At 50.9% G+C, this 25,931-nt stretch carries 27 protein-coding genes; 17 read left to right on the forward strand and 10 right to left on the reverse strand.

Going from position 1 to position 25,931, the window contains the following annotated elements; genetic code table 11:
- Positions 1-73: 73 nt before the first annotated feature.
- Positions 74-298 (forward strand): HP1242/YdcH family protein, encoded by a 225-nt coding sequence (locus tag OGY04_RS05665; protein ID WP_003833168.1) that lies wholly within the window; start codon positions 74-76, stop codon positions 296-298.
- Between the two features lie 67 nt (positions 299-365).
- Here OGY04_RS05665 and alr read toward each other — a convergent pair whose 3' ends face one another.
- Positions 366-1,592, reverse strand: a complete 1,227-nt coding sequence (gene alr / locus OGY04_RS05670) for an alanine racemase (protein ID WP_286584920.1) — start codon at positions 1,590-1,592, stop codon at positions 366-368.
- A gap of 218 nt (positions 1,593-1,810) precedes the next feature.
- Between alr and rimL the strand changes: the two genes are divergently transcribed.
- Complete coding sequence (gene rimL / locus OGY04_RS05675) at positions 1,811-2,356, forward strand: 50S ribosomal protein L7/L12-serine acetyltransferase (RefSeq protein WP_286584922.1); 546 nt, start codon at positions 1,811-1,813, stop codon at positions 2,354-2,356.
- Here the strand turns inward: rimL and ydcK are convergent.
- Positions 2,348-3,328, reverse strand: a complete 981-nt coding sequence (gene ydcK, locus OGY04_RS05680) for a YdcK family protein (RefSeq protein WP_286584924.1) — start codon at positions 3,326-3,328, stop codon at positions 2,348-2,350. The two genes, rimL and ydcK, sit on opposite strands and share 9 nt — an antisense overlap.
- Positions 3,329-3,441: 113 nt before the next feature.
- Between ydcK and tehA the strand changes: the two genes are divergently transcribed.
- From tehA to OGY04_RS05695, 3 genes are all read left to right on the forward strand, one after another.
- Complete coding sequence (gene tehA / locus OGY04_RS05685) at positions 3,442-4,443, forward strand: dicarboxylate transporter/tellurite-resistance protein TehA (protein ID WP_032943536.1); 1,002 nt, start codon at positions 3,442-3,444, stop codon at positions 4,441-4,443.
- On the forward strand, positions 4,443-5,039 hold the full coding sequence (gene tehB, locus OGY04_RS05690; RefSeq protein ID WP_198802266.1) for a tellurite resistance methyltransferase TehB: 597 nt from the start codon (positions 4,443-4,445) through the stop codon (positions 5,037-5,039). The genes tehA and tehB overlap by 1 nt, the downstream gene beginning before the upstream one ends.
- Before the next feature lie 175 nt (positions 5,040-5,214).
- Entirely contained in the window at positions 5,215-5,889 is a 675-nt protein-coding gene (locus OGY04_RS05695) for a DUF3313 domain-containing protein (RefSeq protein ID WP_103285252.1), read from the forward strand.
- A gap of 37 nt (positions 5,890-5,926) precedes the next feature.
- Here the strand turns inward: OGY04_RS05695 and OGY04_RS05700 are convergent, their stop codons facing one another.
- Positions 5,927-6,835 carry a DMT family transporter gene (locus OGY04_RS05700; RefSeq protein WP_032943534.1) on the reverse strand — a complete coding sequence of 303 codons (909 nt, stop codon included), beginning with the start codon at positions 6,833-6,835 and terminating at the stop codon, positions 5,927-5,929.
- Positions 6,836-7,019: 184 nt separating this feature from the next.
- Between OGY04_RS05700 and OGY04_RS05705 the strand changes: the two genes are divergently transcribed.
- Positions 7,020-7,889 carry an AraC family transcriptional regulator gene (locus tag OGY04_RS05705; protein WP_048214144.1) on the forward strand — a complete coding sequence of 290 codons (870 nt, stop codon included), beginning with the start codon at positions 7,020-7,022 and terminating at the stop codon, positions 7,887-7,889.
- Here the strand turns inward: OGY04_RS05705 and OGY04_RS05710 are convergent.
- A complete protein-coding gene (locus tag OGY04_RS05710; protein ID WP_286584927.1) occupies positions 7,872-9,038 on the reverse strand; it encodes a benzoate/H(+) symporter BenE family transporter in 1,167 nt (388 codons plus the stop codon). The genes OGY04_RS05705 and OGY04_RS05710 overlap by 18 nt on opposite strands.
- A 105-nt stretch (positions 9,039-9,143) precedes the next feature.
- On the opposite strand from OGY04_RS05710, the gene OGY04_RS05715 reads away from it, so the two are divergent.
- Positions 9,144-9,680: a helix-turn-helix domain-containing protein gene (locus tag OGY04_RS05715; RefSeq protein ID WP_071446326.1), complete on the forward strand. Its 537-nt coding sequence runs from the start codon at positions 9,144-9,146 to the stop codon at positions 9,678-9,680.
- A gap of 79 nt (positions 9,681-9,759) precedes the next feature.
- Entirely contained in the window at positions 9,760-11,721 is a 1,962-nt protein-coding gene (rlhA, locus tag OGY04_RS05720) for a 23S rRNA 5-hydroxycytidine C2501 synthase (protein ID WP_153687270.1), read from the forward strand.
- Positions 11,722-11,724: 3 nt separating this feature from the next.
- Here the strand turns inward: rlhA and OGY04_RS05725 are convergent, their stop codons facing one another.
- From OGY04_RS05725 to OGY04_RS05740, 4 genes are all read right to left on the reverse strand, one after another.
- A complete protein-coding gene (locus OGY04_RS05725; RefSeq protein WP_003020233.1) occupies positions 11,725-11,955 on the reverse strand; it encodes a DUF2554 family protein in 231 nt (76 codons plus the stop codon).
- Between the two features lie 191 nt (positions 11,956-12,146).
- Entirely contained in the window at positions 12,147-12,272 is a 126-nt protein-coding gene (locus OGY04_RS05730) for a DUF2474 domain-containing protein (protein ID WP_003020230.1), read from the reverse strand.
- Positions 12,272-13,282: a cytochrome d ubiquinol oxidase subunit II gene (gene cydB / locus OGY04_RS05735; protein ID WP_267441863.1), complete on the reverse strand. Its 1,011-nt coding sequence runs from the start codon at positions 13,280-13,282 to the stop codon at positions 12,272-12,274. Before cydB ends, OGY04_RS05730 begins: the two co-directional genes overlap by 1 nt.
- The gene (locus OGY04_RS05740; RefSeq protein ID WP_079934069.1) at positions 13,282-14,685 is read right to left on the reverse strand and encodes a cytochrome ubiquinol oxidase subunit I; all 1,404 of its coding nucleotides are present in this window, start codon (positions 14,683-14,685) and stop codon (positions 13,282-13,284) included. The genes cydB and OGY04_RS05740 overlap by 1 nt, the downstream gene beginning before the upstream one ends.
- Before the next feature lie 213 nt (positions 14,686-14,898).
- Between OGY04_RS05740 and OGY04_RS05745 the strand changes: the two genes are divergently transcribed.
- The 7 genes from OGY04_RS05745 (at position 14,899) to patD (ending at position 23,148) form a co-directional block, all read left to right on the forward strand.
- On the forward strand, positions 14,899-15,906 hold the full coding sequence (locus OGY04_RS05745) for a stealth family protein (RefSeq protein WP_153687268.1): 1,008 nt from the start codon (positions 14,899-14,901) through the stop codon (positions 15,904-15,906).
- Positions 15,907-16,042: 136 nt separating this feature from the next.
- Positions 16,043-17,452, forward strand: coding sequence for an aminotransferase-like domain-containing protein (locus OGY04_RS05750; protein ID WP_286584929.1), 1,410 nt, complete (start codon positions 16,043-16,045; stop codon positions 17,450-17,452).
- Between the two features lie 327 nt (positions 17,453-17,779).
- A complete protein-coding gene (ydcS, locus tag OGY04_RS05755) occupies positions 17,780-18,925 on the forward strand; it encodes a putative ABC transporter substrate-binding protein YdcS (protein ID WP_008784842.1) in 1,146 nt (381 codons plus the stop codon).
- Between the two features lie 16 nt (positions 18,926-18,941).
- The gene (locus OGY04_RS05760) at positions 18,942-19,958 is read left to right on the forward strand and encodes an ABC transporter ATP-binding protein (RefSeq protein WP_048235324.1); all 1,017 of its coding nucleotides are present in this window, start codon (positions 18,942-18,944) and stop codon (positions 19,956-19,958) included.
- Positions 19,959-20,903: an ABC transporter permease gene (locus OGY04_RS05765; protein WP_003833133.1), complete on the forward strand. Its 945-nt coding sequence runs from the start codon at positions 19,959-19,961 to the stop codon at positions 20,901-20,903.
- Positions 20,893-21,699 (forward strand): ABC transporter permease, encoded by an 807-nt coding sequence (locus OGY04_RS05770; RefSeq protein WP_003020204.1) that lies wholly within the window; start codon positions 20,893-20,895, stop codon positions 21,697-21,699. The genes OGY04_RS05765 and OGY04_RS05770 overlap by 11 nt, the downstream gene beginning before the upstream one ends.
- A gap of 21 nt (positions 21,700-21,720) precedes the next feature.
- Positions 21,721-23,148 (forward strand): aminobutyraldehyde dehydrogenase, encoded by a 1,428-nt coding sequence (patD, locus tag OGY04_RS05775; protein WP_286584930.1) that lies wholly within the window; start codon positions 21,721-21,723, stop codon positions 23,146-23,148.
- 193 nt (positions 23,149-23,341) lie between these two features.
- On the opposite strand, the gene OGY04_RS05780 is transcribed toward patD, so the two are convergent.
- Positions 23,342-24,469 carry a multidrug effflux MFS transporter gene (locus tag OGY04_RS05780; RefSeq protein ID WP_286584931.1) on the reverse strand — a complete coding sequence of 376 codons (1,128 nt, stop codon included), beginning with the start codon at positions 24,467-24,469 and terminating at the stop codon, positions 23,342-23,344.
- A gap of 101 nt (positions 24,470-24,570) precedes the next feature.
- Here OGY04_RS05780 and OGY04_RS05785 point away from each other — a divergent pair, with 101 nt between their 5' ends.
- On the forward strand, positions 24,571-25,350 hold the full coding sequence (locus OGY04_RS05785) for an AraC family transcriptional regulator (protein WP_148361944.1): 780 nt from the start codon (positions 24,571-24,573) through the stop codon (positions 25,348-25,350).
- A gap of 119 nt (positions 25,351-25,469) precedes the next feature.
- Here the strand turns inward: OGY04_RS05785 and yncL are convergent, their stop codons facing one another.
- Entirely contained in the window at positions 25,470-25,565 is a 96-nt protein-coding gene (gene yncL / locus OGY04_RS05790; RefSeq protein ID WP_071524268.1) for a stress response membrane protein YncL, read from the reverse strand.
- Between the two features lie 192 nt (positions 25,566-25,757).
- Between yncL and OGY04_RS05795 the strand changes: the two genes are divergently transcribed.
- Entirely contained in the window at positions 25,758-25,931 is a 174-nt protein-coding gene (locus tag OGY04_RS05795) for a GhoT/OrtT family toxin (protein ID WP_003020198.1), read from the forward strand.

Genomic DNA, 25,931 nt, shown 5'->3' on the forward strand with positions numbered 1-25,931 from the left:
TCTGTATGGCAAATGGGTACTCTGTGGGTGTGTATTTCTTATACACGTTCTTGTCCACTAACAGGGAGAAAGTATGTTTCCAGAATACAGAGACCTTATTTCCCGACTGAAATCCGAGAACCCTCGCTTTCTGTCCTTATTCGAAAAACACAACAGCCTTGATCATGAGATCTCCAGACTGGAAGGTTCGGATGGTCGGGGGTATAGTTTGGACATTGTTCGTCTTAAGAAACAGAAACTCCACCTGAAGGAAGATCTGCTCAAAATATTGCAAAAAGAGAGTGTCAGTGAGAGCTAAGTAGAACGGCGCTTGCTGTGTAAAAGGGCTTCCTGCGAGAAACGGAAGCCCTTCCTGTTTTTAGGTGTTAATCGACCATCACGCGTTTGTTCGTCGCCCCCCAGAGGATCGACATTTCAGTGAACAACGCGCCGCTAATTTCTTCGACTTCTTCTGCACTAACCTGCGCATTTCCCTGTTTACCGAACAGCACCACTTCATCACCGGATGCAACCTGCGGCAAATCGGTTACATCGACGATCACGGTATTCATGGATGTTTTACCCAGTACCGGAACCCGCTGGCCGCGGATCAGCACGTGCCCCGCATTACTGAACACACGCCGATAACCATCGGCATAACCTGTCGGGATATTGGCCAGAACGGAATCACGTTTAAGGGTATAGGTTCTGTCATACCCGACGGTGTTTCCTTTGGGGTAATGGTTTACCGACGCGATGGCAGATTTAAACGTCATGACGCGTTTGTATTCGGTGCTGGCGATGGTATCGCCATAGAAAATACCGCCAACACGCACCATGTCGAGCCAGGATTCTGGAACGGTCAGGGTAGCGAACGTATTCGCGACATGCAGGGTGACATCTTCGCGCTTAAGCCCGGTAATTTTCAGTACCTGGGCTGATTGCGTATTGAAACGGGCCAGATCGCGTTTTACCACTGCCGCATCTTCTTCCGGGAAATGCGACATGATGCCGACAATTTTCAGGCCGGGTAATGCGGAAATAGCGCGTGCTTCTTCCAGACCTGCAGCGGTACTGACTTCCAGACCGTTACGCGACATACCGCCAGAGTTCAGCGCCAGATGGATACGAATAGTTTTACCTTTCTCTTGAGCGATTGCACTTAGACGCTTAGCCATATCCAGATTACCAATAAGCTCTTCGGTATCGAAATCCGCCGCCTGGCGCATCTCTTTTTCCGTCGCGTTACGCACGCGCATGAGCTGCGGTGTATAGCCTGACTGGCGAACGGTACTAATCTCCTCGTTGCTGGCGATGCCAATACATTGCACGCCGTTTTGCATCATCACCGGTGTTACCAGTGAGAGATCGTGGCCATACGCGTCGCCTTTAAGAATGGCGCACATCCGGGTTTTATCTCCCAGCAGTTGCTGAACTTTATGAATGTTATATTCCAGCGCGCTACGGGAAATTTCCAGCGTGGTATTATCCACGACCTGTTGCTTATTGACGGCAAAGGGAACGGGGCCCGCTTGTGTGGTGGAAACAGGTTGGTGACAGGCGGTAATCAGTAAAAGCGGAATAAGTGCTAAACGACCCAAAGGTGCTGCCATGCTTGCTCCTTAGCAATAGAATGAAAGTGTTATTGTCATCATTACGGTCTATCCATGAGGGGATACCCGGATCACCAGAGTAACGGGTTCCACGCCAGAGATTCTTTCTAAGTGATTGCTGTTACAGCATAAAAATAAGACATCCTCGGTGCTAAACAGAGTAATATCGGCTACTGCCAGTCAGAAATGCCCCGTTTACGATCGCAAAGGAGATAAACATGCCAGAAATAATTATCGTTAGTGACGCGCTGGAACTGCGGGCGGTAGAAGAACACCACGTCACCCCTCTGCATCAGTTGGTGCTTAAAAATAAAACCTGGCTCCAACAGTCACTGAACTGGCCGCAGTTTGTCGAATCTGAGGACGACACGCGTAAGAACGTGCAGGGGAATATGATGTTGCACCAGCGCGGCTACGCCAAAATGTTCCTTATTTTCGAACAAGGGGAGGTGGCTGGCGTTATCTCGTTTAACCAGATAGAGCCGCTGAACAAAGCCGCTTATATTGGTTATTGGCTGGATGAAGAGCACCAGGGCAAAGGCATTCTGTCTCAGGCGCTACAGGCGATGATTCATCATTATGCGCAGCGCCAGGAGATTCGCCGCTTCGTGATTAAATGTCGTGTAGATAACGTCAGAAGCAACCAGGTTGCACTGCGCAATGGCTTCCGACTGGAAGGATGTATGCAACAGGCGGAGTTCCTTAATGGCGATTACCATGACGTGAATCTCTACGCCCGCATCATTGATGGCTCTTCAGAATAAACCGGCGATAGGGGTGCGCGTGATACGTTGTTCGCCGTTGATCACTTTTGGCCCGCGCAGATGGATTTCATCGCCATCAAAGGCTTCAACTTGGGCCTGATCGGTTATCTCAATATGATGCTCGATCAGCACTTCACCCAGAATACAGGCATAGCCTTCAATCAGGATGTGACCGTCAAGCTGGAGCGGTCCGCCACGTAATTGCGCATGCCCCCCAACCAGCACGTGGTGTTTCAGCACGCAGTTACCTTCAACCACCGCGTGTTCCGCCACCTGCGAACTGTAGCGCAGGGTAGGAATGGCGTCTTCATCCGTTCCGGCGATGACGCGTGCATGCCCATAGACTTTGGCGCAATCGCAGATCCAGACATTATTCTCTTCGTTGCCTTCTATCCGTGCAAAATCAAAAACTTCAGCCCGATGTTCTATAAAGGCATAATTGATCATCGCATCGCCATAGATTTGCGCCTGATGCACCACGCGTGAATTGCTGACTGCCGCCCGCTCGTAAATTTGCAGGAGCTGGTCGCTTTCACGGGTTAACCCCCTGGCTGCAATGATTTCAGAGTCACACACAATGCGTGCATCACCGCAGATGAGGCACTCACCGCGAACAACAGAATCCTGAATAGTGACGTTGTCACGTATTTGCGCGTTATGGCTGATTTCTGCTCGGTCAATCCAGACGGCATCACCAATCTGCGCACCGTCTCTAACCACGCTTGCCTGTGTAATACGGGCGTCTCCGGTTATCGTCGCGCCGGAAAAAGCGAGCGCATTCTCATCGTATATCCAGCAATTACCGCTTTGCGACAGAACGCTTTCATCATCAATCCAGCCACCGAGCGTACCGGATCTAACATCATTAAAATCAATGAGTGCGATGATTTGGCGTAGTAATACACTTTTTTTATTGCCATTATCCTGGTAACTAAAGGAGCGAGATTCATCGCTCAGACGGTATTTGGTCATAGCTCATTTCCATGTTGCGCACCTTAGTTAAACGTAGCAAAGTTTTCTGCACTGGCTAAACCGGCAGATATTCCATAAAATGTATTTCAAATATACTTTAAAAAATAAACAAAATGAGTAAGAACAAACAGAGTGAACGGGTCCTCAATCTTCCGGCCGGTTATTTTGGCATGGTACTGGGTACAATTGGGATGGGATTTGCGTGGCGTTACGCCAGCCAGGTGTGGCCGGTGAGCCACTGGATTGGTGATGGCTTAGTCATCCTTGCGATGGTCATCTGGGGATTGCTGACGCTGGCATTTGTGAATCGCTTACTACGTTTTCCGCACAGCGTACTGGCGGAGATTCGTCATCCGGTGATGAGCAGTTTTGTCAGTCTGTTTCCAGCAACAACGATGCTGGTCGCGATTGGTTTTGTACCGTGGTATCGACCGCTGGCGTTAGGATTGTTCAGCATTGGTGTGGTGATACAGCTCTCATACGCCGCCTGGCAAACGGCAGGGCTGTGGCGTGGGGAGCATCCGGAAGAGGCCACCACGCCGGGTCTGTATCTGCCGACCGTTGCCAATAACTTTATCAGCGCCATGGCCTGTGGTGCACTTGGGTTCAACGATGCCGGGTTGGTGTTTTTGGGCGCCGGGGTATTTTCCTGGCTTAGCCTGGAGCCGGTGATTCTGCAGCGTTTACGTAGCTGCGGTGAACTACCGACGGTTTTACGTACTTCACTTGGTATACAGTTGGCACCCGCGCTGGTCGCCTGTAGTGCCTGGCTTAGCGTCAACGGCGGCGAGGGGGATACGTTAGCTAAAATGCTATTTGGTTATGGTCTGCTGCAACTTCTGTTCATGCTACGCCTTATGCCGTGGTATTTGTCACAGCCATTTAATGCGTCATTCTGGAGCTTCTCGTTTGGCGTGTCTGCGTTGGCGACAACGGGATTGCATCTTGGGCACGGCAGTGAATCAGGATTTTTTCATACTCTGTCTATCCCACTGTTTATTTTTACCAATTTTATCATTGCATTATTACTGATACGTACGTTTGCATTGCTGATGCAGGGGAAACTGCTCATCCGCACGGAGCGTGCTGCATTACTGAAATCTGAGGATAAATAATGACCCTTTGCGACGAAAACTACTTTACTGAAAAATATGATTTAACCCGTACGCATTCCGATGTCGTTGAAGCGGCAAAAGTGGTTGCACCAGGTAAAACGTTAGATCTGGGCTGCGGTAACGGCCGAAACAGCCTGTACCTGGCGGCAAACGGCTATGACGTTACTGCATGGGATAAAAACCCCATGAGCATCGCTAACCTTGAGCGCATCAAAGCGGCTGAGGGGCTGACCAACCTGAACGCGAAGGTCGCTGACCTTAATGCGTTACGTTTTGAGGGGGAATACGATTTTATTCTATCTACCGTTGTGTTGATGTTCCTTGAAGCCAAAACAATCCCTGGCCTTATTGAGAATATGCAACGTTGTACTAAACCGGGTGGATACAACTTAATCGTCGCGGCGATGGATACCGAAGATTTTCCGTGCACCGTTGGTTTTCCGTTTGCGTTTAAATCTGGAGAATTACGTCGTTATTACAGCGGGTGGGATCTGCTGAAATATAACGAAGACGTAGGTGAACTTCATCGTACAGATGAAAACGGTAATCGAATTAAACTGCGCTTTGCCACAATGCTGGCACGTAAAACTGCTTGATTCTCCCGTCTGGGTTAACTCTTTCTACGTTCAGCGTTTTTTCGTGCTGAACGTAGAAATAAAAATGTGCGTTACTTTCCAATTTTAATGTATCTGAACATTTTTAGTGCATCCAAAATGATTCTGTTTTGCTATTCTTTTTTTGCATCATTGCGAAAACTAAAGGGATCGTTTCATGCGTACTCAAACTTTATTTAAAGTTGCAGTGCTTACTGGCTTGTTGGCATTATCCGGCTGTGCGTCAAAAGTGACCGAACCGGAGAAATATTCTGGGTTTTTAAAAAATTATTCTGATCTGAAGGAAACAAAATCAGCATCGGGACAAACGGTACTCCGTTGGGTTGATCCGAGCTACAACGAATCCAAATATGACAACATCGTGTATAACCCGGTAACGTATTATCCGGTTCCTAAACCTACTACACAGGTAGGGCAGCAGGTTCTTGATCAATTACTGACCTATACCAATACGAAGTTGAAAACGGCGATCGGTCAGCGTAAACCTCTGGTTACAACCCCAGGGCCACGTAGCCTGATTTTCCGCGGAGCGATTACCGGTGTTGCGACCAGCAAAGAAGGACTGCAGTTCTATGAAGTGGTCCCGGTTGCACTGCTGGTTGCGGGAACGCAAATGGCGACGGGTCACCGTACCATGGATACCAACCTCTATTTCGAGGGTGAGTTGATTGATGCAGCGACCAATAAACCGGTGATTAAAGTTGTACGTAAGGGTGAAGGTAAAGACCTGAACAACGAAAGCACGCCGATGGCGTTCGAAACGTTGAAGAAAGTTGTTGATGACATGGCGACCGATGCCTCCATGTTTGATGTGAACAAAAAACCACAATAAAAATGATGAACGCACCATCTCAGGATGGTGCGTTTTTTTATGCCACACGACGACGATAGAGTAGTTTACCCATCAGCGCTTCCGGTCGGGCAAACATCACCAGATTTCCCAGTAAGATCAACACCAATCCGGCAATTGCATTAACTTGCCAGATGTATCCTTCATACAATGTTGACAGCGTCAGCGCCACCAGCGGGAACAGCAGCGTGCTGTATGCCGCCTTACTGGGACCAATGCGACCTACCAGCGTGAAATAAGCGCCAAAGGCAATCACTGAGCCGAAAATAGCAAGATATAACAGCGCGCTAAGATAGCTGAATGTCCACTGTGGCGTGAAGTTGTCGCCGCGCACCAGCGCAATGGCCGCGATCAGCAATGTGCCGTACAGCATGGCCCAGCTGTTGGTCGTTAACACTTCTAACCCTTTTTTCTGGTGACGCAGACTGATCATATTACCCAGTGAGAAGCCGAAGGTTCCCAGAGCGCTCAAACCGATGCCCAGTAACAGTGAATGATTAAACCCGCTGTTGAGCAAATCCTGCCAGAACAGAGTCACGATGCCCGTCAGTCCCAGACCCGCTGCAATATAGAAGCGCAGCGGTGGTTTTTGACCAAAAAAGATGAAGCTATTGACTGCATTGAACAGGACGGCCATTGAGAAAATCACCGACTCCAGGCCGGTATTAATCCACGCCGCAGCCGTATAAAAACACCAGAAGTTAAAGCAAAAAACGCATCCGCCCTGTAACAGACAAAACAGATGATCGCGACCAGACAGTTTGCGTAATTTACCGCTTAGCAACAGGATCACTATCATCACCGAGCTGGCAACGGCGAAGCGCCAAAAGATAGAAACCGGTGCAGAAACCGGACCTTGCTGCAAATAAATCGCAATCCATGTCGTTCCCCAAATAACCACCACCAGGCAGTACAACAGTGCGTTCATACGACTCTCTCTTTATGCTTTCAGACTTACACTGTGTCACGACGGAATGCAGGAGACTTTCATCGGCTTGCGGTGGACTTGCAAAATCTTGCGCTTTTTTTAGCGTAATAGTGAAAAGGCAGCTGTTAACGATATGTAGCTGATATAGACTGAAAGCCTGCTAACTTATTTTGAATGTGATGGTATGTCTCAGCCCTACGGTGCCTTTGAAAACTTGCGCAAACATAATGCCGTGCTGCATGAATCGGTTGCGTTACATTCAGGGATCCAACTGGCGGCCTGGTCGAACAAACGCGATACCATCACCCAGTATTGCGATCATCATACGCTCAGTTTATACATCGCAGATGGTTACGAGAGTTACCACAAGACGGCGGGAGGCTGGAAGAATGGCGGGGGACCAGACCGTTTTTGCCTGATGCCGAAGGAGAGTGAGTCCAGTTGGGATATTCGTGACGATCTTTCCTTTGTTCATCTCTATTGTACAGACGCCCATTTGCGCGAAGTGGGTGAAAAAGTCTGGGACAAAAGCCCCTATAGTTTCACGCTGGACGAGCATACGTTTGGCAGTGACCCGGGGATCACGGCGGTTTACCGTCAGTTTTTGCTTGGTAATGACTGGCAGCAACCGGCCAATCACCTCACGCTTAGCGCAGCATCTTCACTACTGTTAACGCATCTGATCCAGCATTACAGCAATGTGCAATGGCGACTTCCCGTTGTCACCGGAGGGCTTGCGCCTGCCACATTGCGCAACGTGCTGGCCTATATTGAAGCACATCTGGCGTATCCCATAACGTTGAGCGATCTGGCAGGTGAAGCAGCGCTAAGTGAATTCCATTTTGCCAGAATGTTTCGCCAGTCGATGAATATGGCGCCTCATCAGTACGTCATGCAACGCCGTATGGCGCTGGCGCAGCAACTGGTCTGTTGTTCATCACGCAGCCTGTCGGATATTGCAATGGCCTGTGGGTTCAGTTCGGCGAGCCATTTCAGTAACCGGTTTAAACAAGTGACGGGTAAAACGCCAACGCAGTTACGCGCGGCGAAATAACGTCAACACTGAGTAGCAGATACCGCCGACGACCAGCCCCCAGAATGCAGACCCAATGCCAAATACCGTCAGACCACTGGCCGTAACCAGAAAAGTCACAATGGCCGCGTCGCGTTCTGCTTCATTATGTAAGGCTTGAAATAAACTACCGCTAATCGTGCCGAGTAATGCCAGACCAGCAAGCATCTGGATCCAGCTTACGGGCAGGGCTGCCATCAGTCCTGTGACCGAACCGCCAAACACCCCAGCCAGAATGTAAAAGACACCCGCTGCGGCTGCGGCGAGCCAGCGTCGATTTACATCTGGATGGGCTTCGGGGCTTTGGCAAATTGCGGCGGTTATGGCGGCGATGCAGATGGAATAGACGCCAAACGGCGAAAATAGCAGTGCCAACAGACCCGTAAAAACAATCAGGGGTGAAACGGGTAACGAATATCCAGATGCTTTCATGGTCGCAATACCGGGGGCATTTTGCGAAGCCATAGTGACCAGAAACAGCGGTAGCGCAATACTGATACTGTGGGCTAATGAAAAGTGTGGTGCAATAAACGCTGGCAACACCGGTGACAGATTAACACTATCGGTGACAATGTCACCTTTAACCAGGGCGATGGCTATACCTACCAACATTGCTGCGATAACGGCATACCGTGGGGCGATTACTTTTAGTACCAACCACGCCAGCAGCATGCTGCCGCACAAGATAAGCTCACTGTTCAGGCTATTGAACGCCTGCAAACCAAAACGCAGCAAGATCCCGGCCAGCATGGCCGATGCCAGCGAGTGGGGAATAATTTTCATCAGGCGGGCAAACAGCCCGGTTATACCGCACAGCACAATCAATGCATTAGCTACGATAAAAACACCGATAGCATCCTGAATCGATACCCCTTGCAGGCCCGTCACCAGCAGCGCGGCACCGGGCGTTGACCATGCGGTAAGTACAGGGGCGCGATACCACAATGTCAGCGCCAGCGTACTGACCCCCATTGCTAGCCCCAGTGCGGTCATCCAGCCTGCGATTTGTCCGGTCGTCGCACCTGCGGCGAGCGCCGCTTGCCAGATAATGGCCGCTGAACTGGCGTAGCCGACCAGGACCGCCACAAAACCCGACAAAACTGTAGGCAGGGGGATGGAAAATGTGCGCATAGCAACTCCGCGTGCGTTATAACGGTCAGTTACTGTAACACTGTGCGTTATAGCGTACAAGTGCTAAGCTGTAGCCCTGAGAAAGGAGAGCGACGAAGGAGAAAAATGGACAACTTAACCCACTATTTGGCCACAACGCTCAAGACGCTACGTCACCAGCGTGAATGGAGCCTTTCGCGTCTGGCGGAGGAAACTGGCGTGTCAAAAGCGATGCTGGGGCAGATTGAGCGCAACGAATCCAGTCCAACGGTGGCAACATTGTGGAAAATAGCCACCGGACTGAACGTCCCGTTTTCAACGTTTATTTCACCACCAGAGTCAGACGGCACGCTAACATTCGATCCCCAGCAGCAGGCGATGGTCGTCACACCGTTGTTCCCGTGGGATCCGCAACTGTGCTTCGATCATTTTTCGATACTGCTGGCACCCGGCGCGCTCAGTGAATCTACTCCGCATGAAACCGGCGTAATTGAGCACGTGGTGGTGATTAGTGGTCTGCTGGATATGTGTATTGAGGGGCAGTGGCGCACCTTTAAATCCGGTGAGGGTGTCCGTTTCGCCGGAGATACGGCACATAGTTACCGTAACAGTAGCGAGCAAACGGTTCATTTTCATTCGCTGATCCATTACCCACGCGGTTAATCGGGAAAACTATTCCGAAACGCCGCGCTTGTGACTACAATAACCGCCATTTTTACCGCTTGTGGATGGTAACAACTGTATGCGCCAGCAGCCTCATCACCTTGAATTGTTAAGCCCGGCTCGGGATACCGCCATTGCGCGCGAAGCCATTTTGCACGGCGCAGACGCCGTTTACATTGGTGGACCAGGTTTTGGCGCGCGTCATAACGCCAGTAATAGCCTGAAAGATATAGCCGAATTAGTGCCTTTTGCCCATCGTTACGGGGCAAAAATCTTTGTGACGCTAAACACGATCTTGCATGATGATGAGCTGGAGCCCGCACAACGGTTAATTACCGATCTGTATCAGACCGGCGTTGATGCCCTGATTGTGCAGGATATGGGGATTCTTGAACTGGATATTCCCCCGATTGAACTGCACGCCAGCACCCAGTGCGATATTCGCAGCGTTGAGAAGGCGAAATTTCTATCCGATGTGGGATTCACCCAGATTGTGCTGGCGCGCGAACTGAGCCTTGAGCAGATTAGCGCTATCCATCAGGCTACTGATGCGAGCATTGAGTTTTTCATTCACGGTGCGCTGTGCGTTGCCTATTCAGGGCAGTGTTATATTTCACATGCGCAAACCGGACGCAGCGCTAACCGCGGCGACTGTTCCCAGGCTTGCCGTCTGCCGTATACCCTGAAAGACGATCAGGGACGCGTGGTGTCCTATGAAAAACATCTGTTGTCGATGAAAGATAACGATCAGACCGCCAACCTGGGCGCGTTGATTGACGCAGGTGTGCGTTCCTTCAAAATTGAAGGGCGCTATAAGGACATGAGTTATGTGAAGAATATTACCGCGCATTATCGCCAGATGCTCGACGCCATTATTGAAGAGCGCGGCGATCTGGCCCGTTCATCAGCGGGACGTACCGAACATTTCTTTACTCCATCCACAGAGAAAACCTTCCATCGCGGCAGTACCGATTATTTTGTGAATGCCCGTAAAGGGGATATTGGCGCATTCGACTCACCAAAGTTTATCGGTTTGCCGGTCGGCGAAGTCCTGAAGGTGGCGAAAGATCATCTCGATGTTGAGGTGACTGAACCGCTGGCAAACGGGGATGGCCTGAACGTGTTAATCAAACGTGAGGTTGTTGGATTTCGCGCCAACACCGTGGAAAAAACGGGGAACAATCGTTATCGGGTATGGCCGAATGAAATGCCTGCCGACCTGCACAAAGTGCGTCCGCATCATCCGCTGAATCGCAACCTCGATCATAACTGGCAGCAAGCGTTAACAAAAACTTCCAGCGAACGCCGTGTTGCGATCGATATTGAGCTCGGCGGCTGGCAGGAGCAGCTGATTCTGACGCTCACCAGTGAAGAGGGCGTGAGTATCACCCATACGTTGGACGGCCAGTTTGAGGAAGCGAACAATGCGGAAAAAGCGTTGAGTAACCTACAGGACGGACTGGCAAAACTTGGTCAGACGATGTACTACGCCCGTAATATTCAGGTGAATCTGCCGGGCGCACTGTTTGTGCCAAACGGTCAACTAAATCAGTTCCGGCGTGAAGCCGTTGATATGCTGGATGCAGCGCGCTTGCAAAGCTATCAGCGCGGTAGCCGCAAACCGGTATCTCAGCCAGCGCCGGTTTATCCACAAACGCACTTGAGTTTCCTGGCTAACGTCTACAACCAAAAAGCGCGTGAGTTTTATCACCGTTATGGCGTTCAGTTGATTGATGCAGCCTATGAAGCACATGAAGAAAAGGGCGAAGTGCCGGTGATGATCACCAAACATTGCCTGCGTTTCGCCTTTAACCTGTGTCCGAAACAGGCGAAAGGTAACATCAAAAGCTGGAAAGCAACACCGATGCAACTGGTTAACGGCGATGAAGTCCTGACGCTGAAATTTGATTGCCGACCGTGCGAAATGCACGTAATCGGCAAGATGAAGCACCACATTCTGAAGATGCCGTTGCCGGGCAGCGTCGTGGCTTCGGTCAGTCCAGAAGAACTGATGAAGACACTGCCGAAGCGCAAAGGTTAATCGTTAGCTCAGATGTGTGTCGGGTTTGCGTGATTTTTGCCAGTGATGGTGTTCACGAAGATCGGCGGCGGATTCTTCCGCCGTCACTCGAAGTTCATCGCTGTCGGCCGTGTGTCGTAGTAAATGATCGGCATCCTGCACCTGAAGATATTCATGTCCCTGATTAGTAGCGAAAAGTTGACCGGAAAAAAGCGCGCTGGCCAGCAATAACACCGTTAACCCTTTCTTAAACATCATGCACCCTCTGGTACGTTAGCTGCGGAATTGGCGATAATTTCGCCCGGTGACTATTCAATATTTTAATCGGGTTAATGACAATCTCTGTTTTGCCATTTCGATGTTTTTTACATTTTTGTTTAGTCGATGTTGGGATTTGTAACACCCGGGCAGTGCAGCGCGCTGACCGGGTGTTATCAGGGCGAGATTCAGGACTTAAATCCGGCGGCCGTCATCAGGAGACGAAAGAACATGCCAACGGCGGCCAGGGCCAGCACGCTGCCGCCCCAGAGGATCACCAGCCACATCAGGCGTTTCCAGATTGTTTGTTGCATCAATGATACCCCTCACCATGTTGAACTTTGCCGCGGAAAACGTAGTAGCTCCAGAAGGTGTACACCAGGATTATCGGGATAATCAGCAGTGCGCCAACCAACATAAAGCCCTGACTTTGTGCCGGAGCCGCCGCCTGCCAGAGCGTAATAGACGGTGGAATGATATGTGGCCAGATACTGATCCCCAGCCCGCTAAACCCGAGAAAAATCAGCCCCAGCGTTAATACAAAAGGCAGCGTATGGCAATTATGTTGCCCCAGCGAACGCCACAGCCAGAGACTGATAAGCGCAACCAGCAGCGGAACCGGCATCAGGAACCAAAGGTTGGGCAGGCTAAACCAACGCTCGGCAATCGCGCTATGTGCCAGTGGTGTCCACAGGCTGATAATGGCAATCACAACCAACATTGCCAGCAGCAGTTTTTTGGCCACACTGCGCATTTTATCCTGCAACGGATTTTCGCTTTTCATCACCAGCCATGTCGCCCCCAGCAGGGCGTAAGCCACGACCAGACCAACGCCGCAGAACAACGTGAACGGGGTCAACCAGTCGAAAGGACCGCCGCTGTAGCTGCGTCCGGTAACGGAAAACCCGTTGAGTACGGCACCCACCACGACACCTTGCGTGAATGTTGCGAGGATTGAACCGCCGATAAAGGCTTTATCCCAGAATGGTCGGTGAGCCGGTGTGGCTTTGAAGCGAAACTCGAACGCGACGCCGCGAAAAATTAGGCCGATTAGCATCAGGGTCAACGGGATGGTCAGCGCATCGACAATCACCGCATAGGCCAGGGGGAAAGCGCCGAATAATCCTGCGCCGCCCAACACCAGCCAGGTTTCATTGCCGTCCCATACCGGGGCGACGCTGTTGACCATAACATCGCGGTCGTCAGAGTCCTGAATCGCTGGGAATAAAATGCCAATCCCGAGATCAAAACCGTCCATCACGATATACATCAGCGTGGCGAAGACGATAATCACAAACCAGATAACTGATAAATCGATACCCATTAGCGATGTGCCTCCGGTTGAGAATCGAGGACGGCGGCTGAAAGCGGCCGGGCAGGCGTGCCTGTTGGCGGAATGGTCGGGTCATCTTCCTGTGGCCCTTTACGGATCAGGCGGATCATGTAGCTGTAACCCACGCCAAACACTGAGCTGTACACCACAAAGAAGGACAGCAGGCTGATGCTCATATGTAAATCGCCATGTGCAGAAACCGCATCCGCCGTACGTTGCAGACCGTAAACCACCCACGGCTGACGGCCAACTTCAGTGGTCACCCAACCGGCAAGGATGGCAATCAGACCGGAAGGACCCATCCACAAGGCAAAGCGCAGAAAAGGGCGCGAGGTGTATAAACGCTGCTTAAAGCGCAGCCACAGGGCAAACGCGCCCAACAGGATCATCAGCATGCCTAGCCCGGCCATTATGCGAAACGACCAGAACACCATAGTGGAGTTGGGCCTGTCTTCTTTAGGAAACTCTTTTAGGGCCGGGACCTGTTTGTCCAGACTATGGGTCAGGATCAGACTGCCCAGCGCCGGGATTTCCAGCCCATAGCGGGTGCGTTCCTGCTCCATATCCGGCCAGCCGAACAGCAGCAGCGGAGTCGGTTCACCGGGGCGATTTTCCCAGTGTCCTTCAATCGCAGCAATTTTTGCCGGCTGATGCTTCAGCGTATTCAAACCGTGCATATCGCCAATCAAGGCCTGCAGTGGAGCGACGATTAATGTCATCCACAGCGCCATCGAAAACATCGCTCGAATTGCTGGTGTGTTATTCCCGCGCAGCAAATGCCATGCCCCCGAGGCAGCAACAAACAACGCGCTGCTCAGGAAGGCGGCAACCGACATATGCAGCAGACGATAGGGGAATGAGGGATTGAAAATAACGGCGAACCAGTCGACGGGAACGACCTGGCCGTTAACTATTTCATAGCCTTGCGGTGTCTGCATCCAGCTGTTGGAGGCGAGGATCCAGAAGGTTGAAATAATGGTACCCAGTGCGACCATGCAGGTGGCAAAGAAATGAAGTCCTGGACCAACCCGATTCCAGCCAAACAACATCACCCCAAGGAAACCAGCTTCGAGGAAGAAGGCGGTTAATACTTCATAGGTCAGCAACGGCCCAGTGATACTCCCGGCGAACTCGGAAAAACCACTCCAGTTGGTGCCGAACTGATAAGCCATCACCAGCCCGGAAACTACACCCATACCAAAATTTACGGCGAATATTTTCGACCAGAAATGGTAAAGCGATCGCCAGGTGGGATTTTTCGTTTTTAGCCATAGCCCTTCCAGCACAGCCAGATAACTGGCGAGCCCGATAGTAATAGCCGGAAAGATGATGTGAAAGGATACCGTAAACGCGAACTGGATCCTTGCCAGGTGAAACGCGTCAAGACCGAACATGCTTAACTCCGCAGGCAAAATTGATTTAGCGCAATTCTAAGTCTGAGGAGCAATGGAAGGCAGAAACAGAACAGTTCTTTTTAACCATAACAGTTGCACAATTGCTATAGCTTTCACAAAAGATGGAGTCTTCAATATTGATGCCTTGATTAGTTCAAACATTGAATTGGCACTTTGTTATATTCGCCGAAAATTATTCATTGGAACAATAAAATGAGCGGAATCGACTTTGTCGTTTTGTGGGTTGACTCAAGTGATTTAGCCTGGCAGGCGAGTTTTGCCAAGCATAAAGCGGCGGGTTGCCATGCTGAGGGGGCTATGCATCCGGCGCGTTTCAGAGATATGGGTATTTTTAATTATTGGTTCAGGTGTGTGGAAAAATATGCGCCATGGGTAAGAAAGATACATTTAGTTACATGCGGACAGATTCCCGCATGGCTTAATGTGAATCATAAAAAGTTAAACATTGTTTTTCATGAACAGTTTATCGAAAACAAGTACTTGCCTACGTTTAACTCTAATGCGATAGAGCTTAATCTTCATAAGATAAATGATTTGAGCGACAAATTTGTCTTGTTTAATGATGATATGTTCATTACGGCACCGCTGGCTGAAGATTTCTACTTCGATAATGGAAATCCAAATGACTTTTTGATTTTAAAGAAAAACCCTCCAACCAACAAAGATAATCTCATCATGGCCTCATCAGATTTTCTCAACATCAGCATATTAAATAGCCACTTTAGCAAGCGTGCGATGATGCAGGAAAATAAGAATAAATATTACAGCATGTGTTATAAAAGACGGCTACTGAAAAATTTCGCTAACCGAAAAGAAAAGTTTTTCGAAGGGTTTTATAGTCGACACATTCCGCAACCATTTTTGAAAAGTACGTTCAATGAGATATGGCAGGTGGAAGAACAGTTGCTGAGGGAAACAGTCAGTAAGAAATTCCGCGAGCCTTTGTGCTTAACGCAATACTTATTCCGATATTGGCAGTTGGCGAATGGGAAATTTAACCCTAAAAACCCTATAAAGAGAGGTAAGTATTTCAATTTATCCTCTAAAAGCATAAACGATGCTATCAAAACACTAACCGATGGAACTGCTCAAACCTGTTTTAATGACACCGAGATACTCAACGATTTTGATGCGGTGACCGACAAATTGCGCACAGCATTTGAAAATGTGTTTAGTGAAAAGTCAGGATATGAGATTTAAGACAATAACAGTTTAGGTTTCACTTGGCAGGCTGCAACTTCGGCATTGAAACAAAACTATTCATAACAGTTAGTAAAAATGTAGAGATTATGTAAACTGATATACATGATGGTGGTTACCTGAACGGATTTTCAGAATGAAAAAGTACCAGCGACTGGCAGAGCAAATTCGCGATCAAATTGCGTCTGGCGTATGGCAGCCAGGCGATCGCTTGCCATCCTTGCGTGAGCAGGTGGTCAGCAGCGGAATGAGTTTTATGACCGTCGGACACGCATACCAGTTGCTGGAAAGCCAGGGGCGAATTATTGCCCGACCGCAGTCTGGTTATTATGTCGCCGCGCGCCCCGAACGTGAACTTGCTGCGCCGCAGGTGCAGGTCATGCGCGATGAAGCGGTGGATATCAATACCTACATTTTTGATATGTTGCAGGCCAGCCGGGATGCGTCAGTGATGCCCTTTGCCTCCGCATTCCCCGACCCGCGTCTGTTTCCACTTCAGCAGTTGAACCGCTCGTTGGCGCAGGTGAGTAAAACTGCCACCGCCATGAGCGTGATTGAAAACCTGCCGCCGGGGAATGCTGAGCTGCGTCATGCCATTGCCCGTCGCTATGCTCAACAGGGGATGACCATTTCACCGGACGAAATCGTCATCACCACCGGCGCGATGGAAGCCCTCAACCTGAGCCTGCAAGCAGTCACCGAACCGGGTGATTGGGTAATTGTCGAAAACCCCTGTTTTTACGGGGCGTTGCAGGCCCTGGAGCGATTACGTCTGAAGGCGCTTTCGATTGCCACCGACGTAAAAGAGGGGATCGATCTCACCGCGCTGGAGCAGGCGTTGCAGGAGTACCCGGTAAAAGCTTGCTGGCTAATGACAAACAGCCAAAATCCACTGGGTTTTACGCTCAGCGCAGAGAAAAAGGTGCGTCTGGTTGCCTTGCTGGAAAAATACCACGTAATACTGATTGAAGATGATGTTTACAGCGAGCTGTACTTTGGCCGCGAAAAACCGTTGCCCGCCAAAGCCTGGGATCGCGCCGACAGCGTTCTGCATTGTTCGTCCTTCTCGAAGTGTCTGGTACCAGGATTTCGTATTGGCTGGGTGGCAGCAGGGAAACATGCCCGGCGTATTCAGCGACTTCAGCTAATGAGCACCTTATCTACCAGTTCGCCCATGCAGCTTGCCCTTGTTGATTATCTTTCAACCCGGCGCTATGACGCGCATTTACGGCGCTTGCGTCGGCAACTGGCGGAACGTAAACAACAGGCCTGGCAAACGCTGCTGCGTCATCTTCCGGCGGAAGTCAAAATTCACCACAACGACAGCGGTTATTTTCTGTGGCTGGAGCTGCCGGAACCGCTTGATGCCGGTGTGCTCAGTACCCATGCGCTGGCACACCACATCAGTATTGCGCCGGGGAAAATGTTCTCGACCTCGGGAAGCTGGACACGTTTTTTTCGTTTTAATACTGCATGGCACTGGGGAGATCGCGAAGAGCAGGCCGTAAAACAGCTTGGTAAATTAATTCGTGAAATGATGAAATAAACCATAACGCGCTATTCAATATAAATGAATAGCGTGTTCTTATTTTCGAAATAGTGAATGCTGAACCACGGTATTATTTATATCGGGTGCGTCCATACAAAATATCAATAGTTATTACTATTGCCACCTCTGCGTCTAACCCCTTGTCTATACTCCAGAAGATTACCCCCAGGTCAGAGTCTGTAGCGTAATGAGCGTTAGCTCACAACCTGATTAAATTTCCTTGCGCCAGCAGGAACGCTTACAACACCCCGACTATTTTTAGAAAAGGACATATATTTACGGCAAGGCTGCCGCTCAATATTTTTTAGACAGGAGTAAGACGTTATGAGCAAGCAGTTTGCCCTCAGTAGCCTGTGCGCACTCAGTATGACGCTGATGACTGCGCAGGCAGCCGAACCCCCCACATCATTAGATAAACCGGAAGGCCGCCTGGATATTATTGCCTGGCCGGGTTATATCGAACGTGGGCAAACCGATAAGCAATATGACTGGGTCTCACAGTTTGAGAAAGATACCGGCTGCGCGGTTAATGTAAAAACGGCAGCCACATCTGATGAAATGGTCAGCCTGATGGCAAAAGGCGGCTACGACCTGGTTACCGCTTCTGGTGATGCCTCACTGCGCCTGATTATGGGAAAACGCGTTCAGCCAATTAATACCGCGCTGATCCCTAACTGGAAAACCATCGATCCACGCGTGGTAAAAGGCGAATGGTTTAACGTTGGCGGAAAAGTGTACGGCACACCGTACCAGTGGGGACCAAACCTGCTGATGTATAACACCAAAATTTTCCCAACGCCGCCGGATAGCTGGAGCGTGGTGTTTGTTGAGCAAAAACTTGAGGATGGGAAAAGCAATAAAGGGCGCGTTCAGGCCTACGATGGCCCGATCTATATTGCCGATGCCGCGTTATTCGTTAAAGCCACTCAGCCGCAGTTGGGTATTACCGATCCCTATCAGCTCACTGAAAAACAGTATCAGGCGGTGATCAAAGTCCTGAGCGATCAGCACGCGCTGATCCATCGCTATTGGCACGATACCACCGTGCAAATGAGCGATTTCAAAAACGAAGGCGTGGTGGCGTCAAGCGCCTGGCCTTATCAGGCTAACGCCTTGAAAGGCGAAGGTCAGCCAATTGCCACGGTTTTCCCAAAAGAAGGGGTTACCGGATGGGCTGATACCACCATGCTGCACAGTGAAGCGAAACACCCGGTTTGTGCTTACAAATGGATGAACTGGTCATTAACCCCGAAAGTACAGGGCGACGTAGCGGCCTGGTTTGGTTCTCTGCCAGTGGTACCTGAAGGTTGTAAAGCCAGCCCTCTGTTGGGTGAAAAGGGTTGTGAAACCAACGGCTATAGCTACTTTGACAAAATTGCCTTCTGGAAAACGCCGATTGCCGAAGGTGGAAAATTCGTTCCTTACAGTCGCTGGACGCAGGATTACATCGCCATTATGGGCGGTCGTTAATTCCACTGGGGGTTTTATGACGTACGCAGTGGAGTTTCATAACGTCTCGCGTTTGTATGGGGATGTTCGTGCAGTTGATGGGGTAAGTATTGCGATTAACGACGGTGAGTTTTTCTCTATGCTGGGGCCATCCGGCTCCGGCAAAACCACCTGTCTGCGCCTGATTGCCGGGTTTGAGCAACTGTCAGGCGGCGCAATTACCATTTTTGGTAAGCAGGCCAGCGAATTGCCGCCCTGGGAACGGGACGTCAATACGGTATTTCAGGATTACGCGTTGTTCCCGCACATGTCGATTCTCGACAACGTCGCCTACGGGCTGATGGTCAAAGGCATCGATAAAAAACAGCGCCACGCGAAAGCACGTGAAGCGCTGGATAAGGTCGCACTCGGTTTTGTGCATGAGCGTAAACCGTCGCAGCTTTCCGGTGGGCAACGTCAGCGCGTGGCGATTGCCAGGGCGCTGGTCAATGAGCCGCGCGTCCTGCTGTTGGATGAGCCGCTCGGGGCATTGGATCTTAAATTGCGTGAACAGATGCAGCTGGAACTGAAAAAATTACAGCAATCTCTTGGCATCACGTTCATTTTTGTTACTCACGATCAGGGTGAAGCCCTGTCGATGTCCGATCGTGTGGCGGTGTTTAATAACGGTCGCATTGAACAGGTAGATTCTCCGCGTGAACTGTATATGCGTCCACGTACGCCGTTTGTGGCAAGTTTCGTCGGGACGTCCAATGTCTTCGATGCGACGATGTCGGCGAACGTTTGTGGGCTACAGGGGATGTTCTCCCTGCGTCCGGAACACATTCGCTTGAATGATACCGGAGGAGAAGTTCAGGCCCGGGGGGTTATTCAGGCGGTGCAGTATCAGGGGGCGGCGACGCGGTTTGAGCTAAAACTCGCCGGAGGGGAAAAATTGCTGGTTAGCCAGGCGAACCTGACGGGAGAAATGCTACCGTCAACGTTGTCGCCAGGTCAGCAGGTGATGGCATCCTGGTCACGCGACGTGATGGTACCGCTGGTTGAGGAGAGGTGAATGGCTATGAACGTCTTACATTCGCCTCCACAGTCGACCAACCTGAACCGGATCTCAGGTTACTTCTGGCGTAATCCGGGGCTGGGGTTATTTTTGCTGCTCCTCGGACCGCTGATGTGGTTTGGCATCGTCTACTTTGGCTCATTACTGACGCTGTTGTGGCAAGGTTTTTATACCTTCGACGATTTCACCATGTCGGTCACACCAGACCTGACGCTGGCGAATTTGCAGGCGCTGTTTAATCCCGCTAACTACGACATCATTTTGCGCACTCTGACGATGGCGGTAGCAGTCACCATCGCCAGCGCGATTCTGGCGTTTCCGATGGCGTGGTATATGGCTCGCTATACCAGCGGCAAAATGAAGGCTTTTTTTTACATTGCCGTAATGTTGCCAATGTGGGCCAGCTACATCGTTAAAGCCTATGCGTGGACGCTGCTGTTGGCTAAAGACGGCGTGGCGCAGTGGTTTTTAACCCACCTTGGGCTGGAGCCGTTGCTGCTTTCGTTCCTGACATTGCCTGCGGTAGGCGGCAATACGCTGTCGACTTCAGGGTTAGGGCGTTTCCTGGTGTTCGTCTATATCTGGCTGCCGTTTATGATCCTGCCGGTACAGGCCGCGCTGGAGAGACTTCCGCCGTCGCTGTTACAGGCTTCTGCTGATTTGGGCGCGCGTCCGCGTCAAACCTTCCGCTATGTGGTGCTTCCATTGGCGATACCGGGCATTGCAGCGGGTTCAATCTTTACCTTCTCTCTGACGTTGGGTGACTTTATTGTGCCGCAACTGGTGGGACCGCCGGGCTATTTCATCGGCAACATGGTGTATTCACAACAAGGGGCGATCGGCAATATGCCGATGGCGGCGGCATTTACTCTGGTGCCGATTGTGTTAATCGCACTGTATCTGGCGTTCGTGAAGCGTCTGGGAGCTTTCGATGCACTCTGAACGCGCACCCTGGCTACTCAAACTGGCGGCATGGGGCGGGGTTATTTTCCTGCACTTTCCCATCCTCATCATCGCCACCTATGCTTTTAATACTGAGGAGGCTGCTTTTAGTTTTCCACCCCAGGGATTAACGCTGAAGTGGTTTAGCGTTGCTGCGCAGCGTAGCGATATTCTGGAGTCTGTGACGTTGTCACTTAAGATCGCTGCGTTGTCGACAGCTATTGCCCTTGTTCTGGGGACGCTGGCCGCGGCCGCGCTGTGGCGTAGGGACTTTTTTGGCAAAAGTGCAATATCGCTGTTGCTACTGTTGCCGATCGCGCTGCCGGGCATTATTACCGGCCTTGCGCTGTTGACCGCGTTTAAAACCATCAACCTGGAACCGGGTTTTCTCACGATCGTGGTGGGCCATGCGACATTTTGCGTGGTGGTGGTGTTTAACAACGTTGTGGCGCGTTTTCGCCGTACCTCATGGAGTCTGGTCGAAGCGTCTATGGATCTTGGCGCCAATGGCTGGCAAACCTTTCGTTATGTCGTGCTGCCAAACCTGGCATCGGCACTTCTGGCGGGGGGGATGCTGGCGTTTGCCTTGTCGTTTGATGAAATCATCGTGACAACGTTCACCGCCGGACATGAAAGAACACTTCCTCTGTGGCTGCTCAATCAATTGGGCCGTCCACGGGATGTGCCGGTCACCAACGTTGTGGCATTGCTGGTAATGCTGGTGACAACACTGCCAATTTTAGGGGCCTGGTGGCTAACGCGTGAAGGCGACACTCTCGCCGGAAACGGTAAATAAACGACGATATGGGAAATTGCTATGCAACATCAATTACTGATTAATGGCGAGCTGGTCAACGGTGAAGGTGAAAAGCAGCCAGTCTATAACCCTGCCACTGGTGAACTCATTCTGGAGATTGCTGAGGCGTCAGCCATGCAGGTTGATGCCGCTGTACGAGCGGCAGACGCCGCGTTTGCCACCTGGGGACAAACCACGCCGAAAGTCCGCTCTGAACTGCTGCTGAAACTGGCGGATGCTATTGCTGATAACGCGCAAACCTTCGCTGAGCTGGAATCACTTAACTGCGGTAAACCGCTGCACTGTGTTCTCAACGATGAAATTCCCGCTATTGTCGATGTTTTCCGTTTCTTCGCCGGTGCGGCGCGTACCCTGCAAGGACAGGCGGCCGGTGAATATCTGGAAGGGCATACCTCGATGATTCGCCGTGATCCGCTGGGTGTGGTGGCTTCTATTGCGCCGTGGAACTATCCGCTGATGATGGCGGCGTGGAAGCTGGCTCCAGCGTTGGCGGCGGGGAACTGCGTGGTGATTAAACCGTCAGAAATTACTCCGCTGACAGCGCTTAAATTAGCCGAATTCGCCAAAGACATTTATCCGACTGGCGTGATTAACGTGCTGTTTGGTCGCGGTAAAACGGTGGGCGATCCACTGACCGGTCATGAAAAAGTGCGTATGGTTTCGCTGACCGGCTCCATTGCAACCGGCGAACACATTATTCAGCACACCGCGCCGTCAATTAAGCGTACGCATATGGAACTGGGCGGAAAAGCTCCGGTGATCATTTTTGATGATGCCGATCTAGATGCAGTGGTGAGTGGCGTGCGGACCTTTGGTTATTACAACGCCGGGCAAGACTGTACCGCCGCTTGCCGAATTTATGCCCAGAAAGGCATTTATGATGCACTGGTCGAGAAACTTGGCGCCGCCGTTGCCAGCCTGAAAATCGGTCCGCCGAATGATGAATCGACCGAGCTGGGACCAGTGAGCTCGCAGGCACATCTCGATCGCGTGACTAAAGCGGTCGATGAGGCTAAAGCGTTGGGCCATATTAAGGTCATCACCGGCGGTAAAAAAGTGGATGGTTCAGGCTACTATTTTGCCCCGACGCTGCTTGCTGGGGCGAAGCAGGACGATGCCATCGTACAGCGGGAAGTTTTCGGTCCGGTGGTCAGCGTGACCGTATTTGATGATGAAGATCAGGTGCTGGCATGGGCCAACGATTCGAAATACGGCCTGGCATCCTCCGTCTGGACCCGGGATGTTGGGCGAGCGCATCGCTTTAGCGCTCGCCTGCAATATGGTTGTACCTGGGTCAATACCCATTTCACGCTGGTTAGCGAGATGCCGCACGGTGGGCAAAAACAGTCTGGCTATGGAAAGGATATGTCGGTTTATGGGCTGGAGGATTACACGGTTATTCGCCATGTTATGATCAAGCATGAGTAATATCTTAAGCGCGATCGGCGAATGGGGCACGGATAGCTAAATATTGGCATACGTGTGTCTATACTATTCGCGCCACTGGCCTCGTCGCCATCGGACGGCGGTAAGTTGGAAATATCCGCGAGGTCAGGCTAATTGATACAACAAAGCCCCAGCATATAGCCGGGGCTTTGTGCTTTCAGGATCGCCATCGGGTTTATCTGCGGCCCTGGCTGCAAAGCCAGGCGAGTAGGGCACAGACGCTCAGAACCAGCCCCAGTTGCTGCACCATGCCTGCTAAACCCAGCATCATCCCAAGTAACAGGTAATAGCTTAATCCGAACAAAGCACCTGCGGCACCGGCCTGTTCACGGTAGTGACGCAGCGCCTGACTCAGCACATTGGGAATGGCGATACCATAGGCAATCACCACGCCGAACACCGGAATCAGGATCCACGCGGAGTGCTGTAAACACCACGCGACGAGACCTGACAACGCTGCCAGCACACAGGCATAACGTACAAGTCGCTCCGGCGTCAGACCTGTCGTTAACAGTCTTCGGTTCAGCAGGCTACCTGACAGAGAAGCAAACGCAAGTAGCAACCCCGTCCAGCCAAAGGCTCTGGAGCTCCATCCTAATTGCCCAAAAAGAAACGGTGCCAGGCTGTAATAGCTAAACAGCATGGTGTTCAGCAGGGCAACCAGCATGGCGTTTTTCCGCAACTCACTGTCCCGCATCATGCGGGAAAATAGCGCGGCAAGCTTCGGGCTGAGCGTATGTTCGGGCCGGGTTTCTGGCAGCATGGTCGCTGTCAGTATTAGCAGTAGCAACGCCAACAGCACAAGGGCAACAAAGACACCGGTATGGCCGTACAGACTCACTAACCAACCTCCGCTTAGCAGGCCAAAAACCGGACTCAATGCCAGCGCGGCCCCCATCACGGAAAAGACGCGGGATAGCGCAGTTGATTCATAACTGTCCCTTAGCATGGTCTGTACCACGACCGACCCCGCAGCCGCACCGACGGCGGAGATCATCCGTGCCAGCAGCAAAACGCTGAAGTCGGTGGCAACAACGGCCAATACGCAACCTGTTCCATAGCAGATAAGCCCTGCCAACATCGCCCAACGTCGTCCGATGCAGTCACTTAGCCAACCCCACATCGCTACGCCGACGGCAAAGGCAACAAAATAAACGGAGAGTGTTTGAGCCGCGCGCTCACTGCTTACGTGAAAAGAGGTAGCGATACCCGGCAATGCCGGGCTGTAAATGGTTTCCACCAATTGTGGAAACATAATCAGTAGCGTAAGAAGCCACAGCGGTGGGCGACGAAGTGTGTTCATAGCAATATCCAGAGAGACAGAAAACAGGCGGGCATTATTGCTGAAAGGGATATGTCGTATTACCATTATCAGGACTTTAAATATCAAATATCAGACAGATAATGAAAATTGCCCCTGATGATGCTTTTGATGCGGATAGTTTTGATAAACCGGTAATCGGTATTGCTGCCGATATGGGCGTACATGATTCCGGGCGGCATAGTCATCTTCGTCATCAGCTACTTTTTTCGGCAGCGGGAAGTATTACGATTGAACTGGAGCAGGCCCTGTGTCTGCTACCGCCACGCCGTGCGGTTTGGATCCCGGCAGGCACGGTACATCGCGCCATAATGCGTGGTGTGATGGCTTATCGCTCTTTGTATTTTTCAACCACATTGCCGTTATCTGAGTTACCGCTGCAGATAGTCGAAGTTAATCCGCTGTTTTTTGAAGTGATAGAACGTATGGCCTTCTGGCCATGGGAAATGCCTGCCGCACAGCAGTCCAGCCTCATTACCGTTTTTTGTGAGGAAATGCGTGCCGCCCGCAGTGAAAACTGGACATTGCAGTATCCCTCAGATCCGCGGCTTAACGTGTGGCTCAAGGGATTACGCATGGGGGAATTGCCACCACGACTGAATCAATTGTCCCGACAGGTTGGGGCATGCGAGAGGACGATCAGCCGAATATTTATCAGGGATACCGGGATGAATTATCAGGACTGGCGGCAGCAATTTAGGCTGTTAAAAGCCATGGAGATGTTGGCTGACGGAGGCCATATCAGCCAGGTCGCGCAATATCTGGAGTTTGTCAGCGACAGTGCTTTTATTGCGTTCTTCCATCAACATACCGGCACAACACCTGGCCGATATTCGGGCAATATAATGCCGCAGAAGGATTAGGGGTATTACATATTAAGGATAATTTACCCAGTAATAGCAGAGTGGGAAGATTGTTTACTGATGGCAGAGAGAAGATCCTCTCTGCCAGCGGACGCTGCAATTAATCAAGAAGAGTTACATCAAGCAAACCAGCCGAACCTTGCGGATATCAGACTGAAAAGTCCTACAGCAGCAAATATATTTATCAGCACCACAGTTTTACTGGAAACATTCATTTTTGCCACCTTTCGTTTTAACCCTTATGGGTATAGTACGGCTTATAACTATCCGCAATAGTACGAATTCTGAACATAATGAAAATGGGTTGTTTTACAGCCGTTTTTCTTAAATTAATTAATAAAACTTGATGTGAGTCATGAAAAAGAGCATATTGCGCGCGATTTTCCCTTCTGGCCAGGATGCCTTAAATGTCCCTATACCAAAAAATGTTGGTTTTTTATGCGGTGATGGCCGTCATCACGGCAATCATCACCTGGTTTCTTTCCCGCGATAAAAAGCGGATCCGCTTTCTTAGCGCGGTATTAGTCGGGGCGACCTGGCCGATGAGTTTTCCCGTTGCGCTGATGTTTTCTCTTTTCTGA

This window comes from Citrobacter sp. Cpo091, assembly GCF_030332645.1.
Classification (GTDB): Bacteria; Pseudomonadota; Gammaproteobacteria; order Enterobacterales; family Enterobacteriaceae; genus Citrobacter; species Citrobacter portucalensis.

Bases quoted from the DNA above. Each gene is read 5' to 3' on its own strand.
- OGY04_RS05725 (WP_003020233.1), bottom strand. From the start codon at position 11,955: ATGTTTAAGAAAGGGTTAACGGTGTTATTGCTGGCCAGCGCGCTTTTT.
- tehB (WP_198802266.1), top strand. From the start codon at position 4,443: ATGACCCTTTGCGACGAAAACTACTTTACTGAAAAATATGATTTAACC.
- OGY04_RS05710 (WP_286584927.1), bottom strand. From the start codon at position 9,038: ATGCGCACATTTTCCATCCCCCTGCCTACAGTTTTGTCGGGTTTTGTG.
- ydcS (WP_008784842.1), top strand. From the start codon at position 17,780: ATGAGCAAGCAGTTTGCCCTCAGTAGCCTGTGCGCACTCAGTATGACG.
- OGY04_RS05695 (WP_103285252.1), top strand. From the start codon at position 5,215: ATGCGTACTCAAACTTTATTTAAAGTTGCAGTGCTTACTGGCTTGTTG.
- OGY04_RS05780 (WP_286584931.1), bottom strand. From the start codon at position 24,469: ATGAACACACTTCGTCGCCCACCGCTGTGGCTTCTTACGCTACTGATT.
- OGY04_RS05785 (WP_148361944.1), top strand. From the start codon at position 24,571: ATGAAAATTGCCCCTGATGATGCTTTTGATGCGGATAGTTTTGATAAA.
- OGY04_RS05665 (WP_003833168.1), top strand. From the start codon at position 74: ATGTTTCCAGAATACAGAGACCTTATTTCCCGACTGAAATCCGAGAAC.
- OGY04_RS05750 (WP_286584929.1), top strand. From the start codon at position 16,043: ATGAAAAAGTACCAGCGACTGGCAGAGCAAATTCGCGATCAAATTGCG.
- OGY04_RS05745 (WP_153687268.1), top strand. From the start codon at position 14,899: ATGAGCGGAATCGACTTTGTCGTTTTGTGGGTTGACTCAAGTGATTTA.
- OGY04_RS05770 (WP_003020204.1), top strand. From the start codon at position 20,893: ATGCACTCTGAACGCGCACCCTGGCTACTCAAACTGGCGGCATGGGGC.
- tehA (WP_032943536.1), top strand. From the start codon at position 3,442: ATGAGTAAGAACAAACAGAGTGAACGGGTCCTCAATCTTCCGGCCGGT.
- OGY04_RS05795 (WP_003020198.1), top strand. From the start codon at position 25,758: ATGTCCCTATACCAAAAAATGTTGGTTTTTTATGCGGTGATGGCCGTC.
- alr (WP_286584920.1), bottom strand. From the start codon at position 1,592: ATGGCAGCACCTTTGGGTCGTTTAGCACTTATTCCGCTTTTACTGATT.
- ydcK (WP_286584924.1), bottom strand. From the start codon at position 3,328: ATGACCAAATACCGTCTGAGCGATGAATCTCGCTCCTTTAGTTACCAG.
- patD (WP_286584930.1), top strand. From the start codon at position 21,721: ATGCAACATCAATTACTGATTAATGGCGAGCTGGTCAACGGTGAAGGT.
- OGY04_RS05730 (WP_003020230.1), bottom strand. From the start codon at position 12,272: ATGCAACAAACAATCTGGAAACGCCTGATGTGGCTGGTGATCCTCTGG.
- rimL (WP_286584922.1), top strand. From the start codon at position 1,811: ATGCCAGAAATAATTATCGTTAGTGACGCGCTGGAACTGCGGGCGGTA.
- OGY04_RS05760 (WP_048235324.1), top strand. From the start codon at position 18,942: ATGACGTACGCAGTGGAGTTTCATAACGTCTCGCGTTTGTATGGGGAT.
- OGY04_RS05765 (WP_003833133.1), top strand. From the start codon at position 19,959: ATGGCTATGAACGTCTTACATTCGCCTCCACAGTCGACCAACCTGAAC.
- cydB (WP_267441863.1), bottom strand. From the start codon at position 13,282: ATGGGTATCGATTTATCAGTTATCTGGTTTGTGATTATCGTCTTCGCC.
- OGY04_RS05715 (WP_071446326.1), top strand. From the start codon at position 9,144: ATGGACAACTTAACCCACTATTTGGCCACAACGCTCAAGACGCTACGT.
- OGY04_RS05705 (WP_048214144.1), top strand. From the start codon at position 7,020: ATGTCTCAGCCCTACGGTGCCTTTGAAAACTTGCGCAAACATAATGCC.
- rlhA (WP_153687270.1), top strand. From the start codon at position 9,760: ATGCGCCAGCAGCCTCATCACCTTGAATTGTTAAGCCCGGCTCGGGAT.
- OGY04_RS05740 (WP_079934069.1), bottom strand. From the start codon at position 14,685: ATGTTCGGTCTTGACGCGTTTCACCTGGCAAGGATCCAGTTCGCGTTT.
- OGY04_RS05700 (WP_032943534.1), bottom strand. From the start codon at position 6,835: ATGAACGCACTGTTGTACTGCCTGGTGGTGGTTATTTGGGGAACGACA.
- yncL (WP_071524268.1), bottom strand. From the start codon at position 25,565: ATGAATGTTTCCAGTAAAACTGTGGTGCTGATAAATATATTTGCTGCT.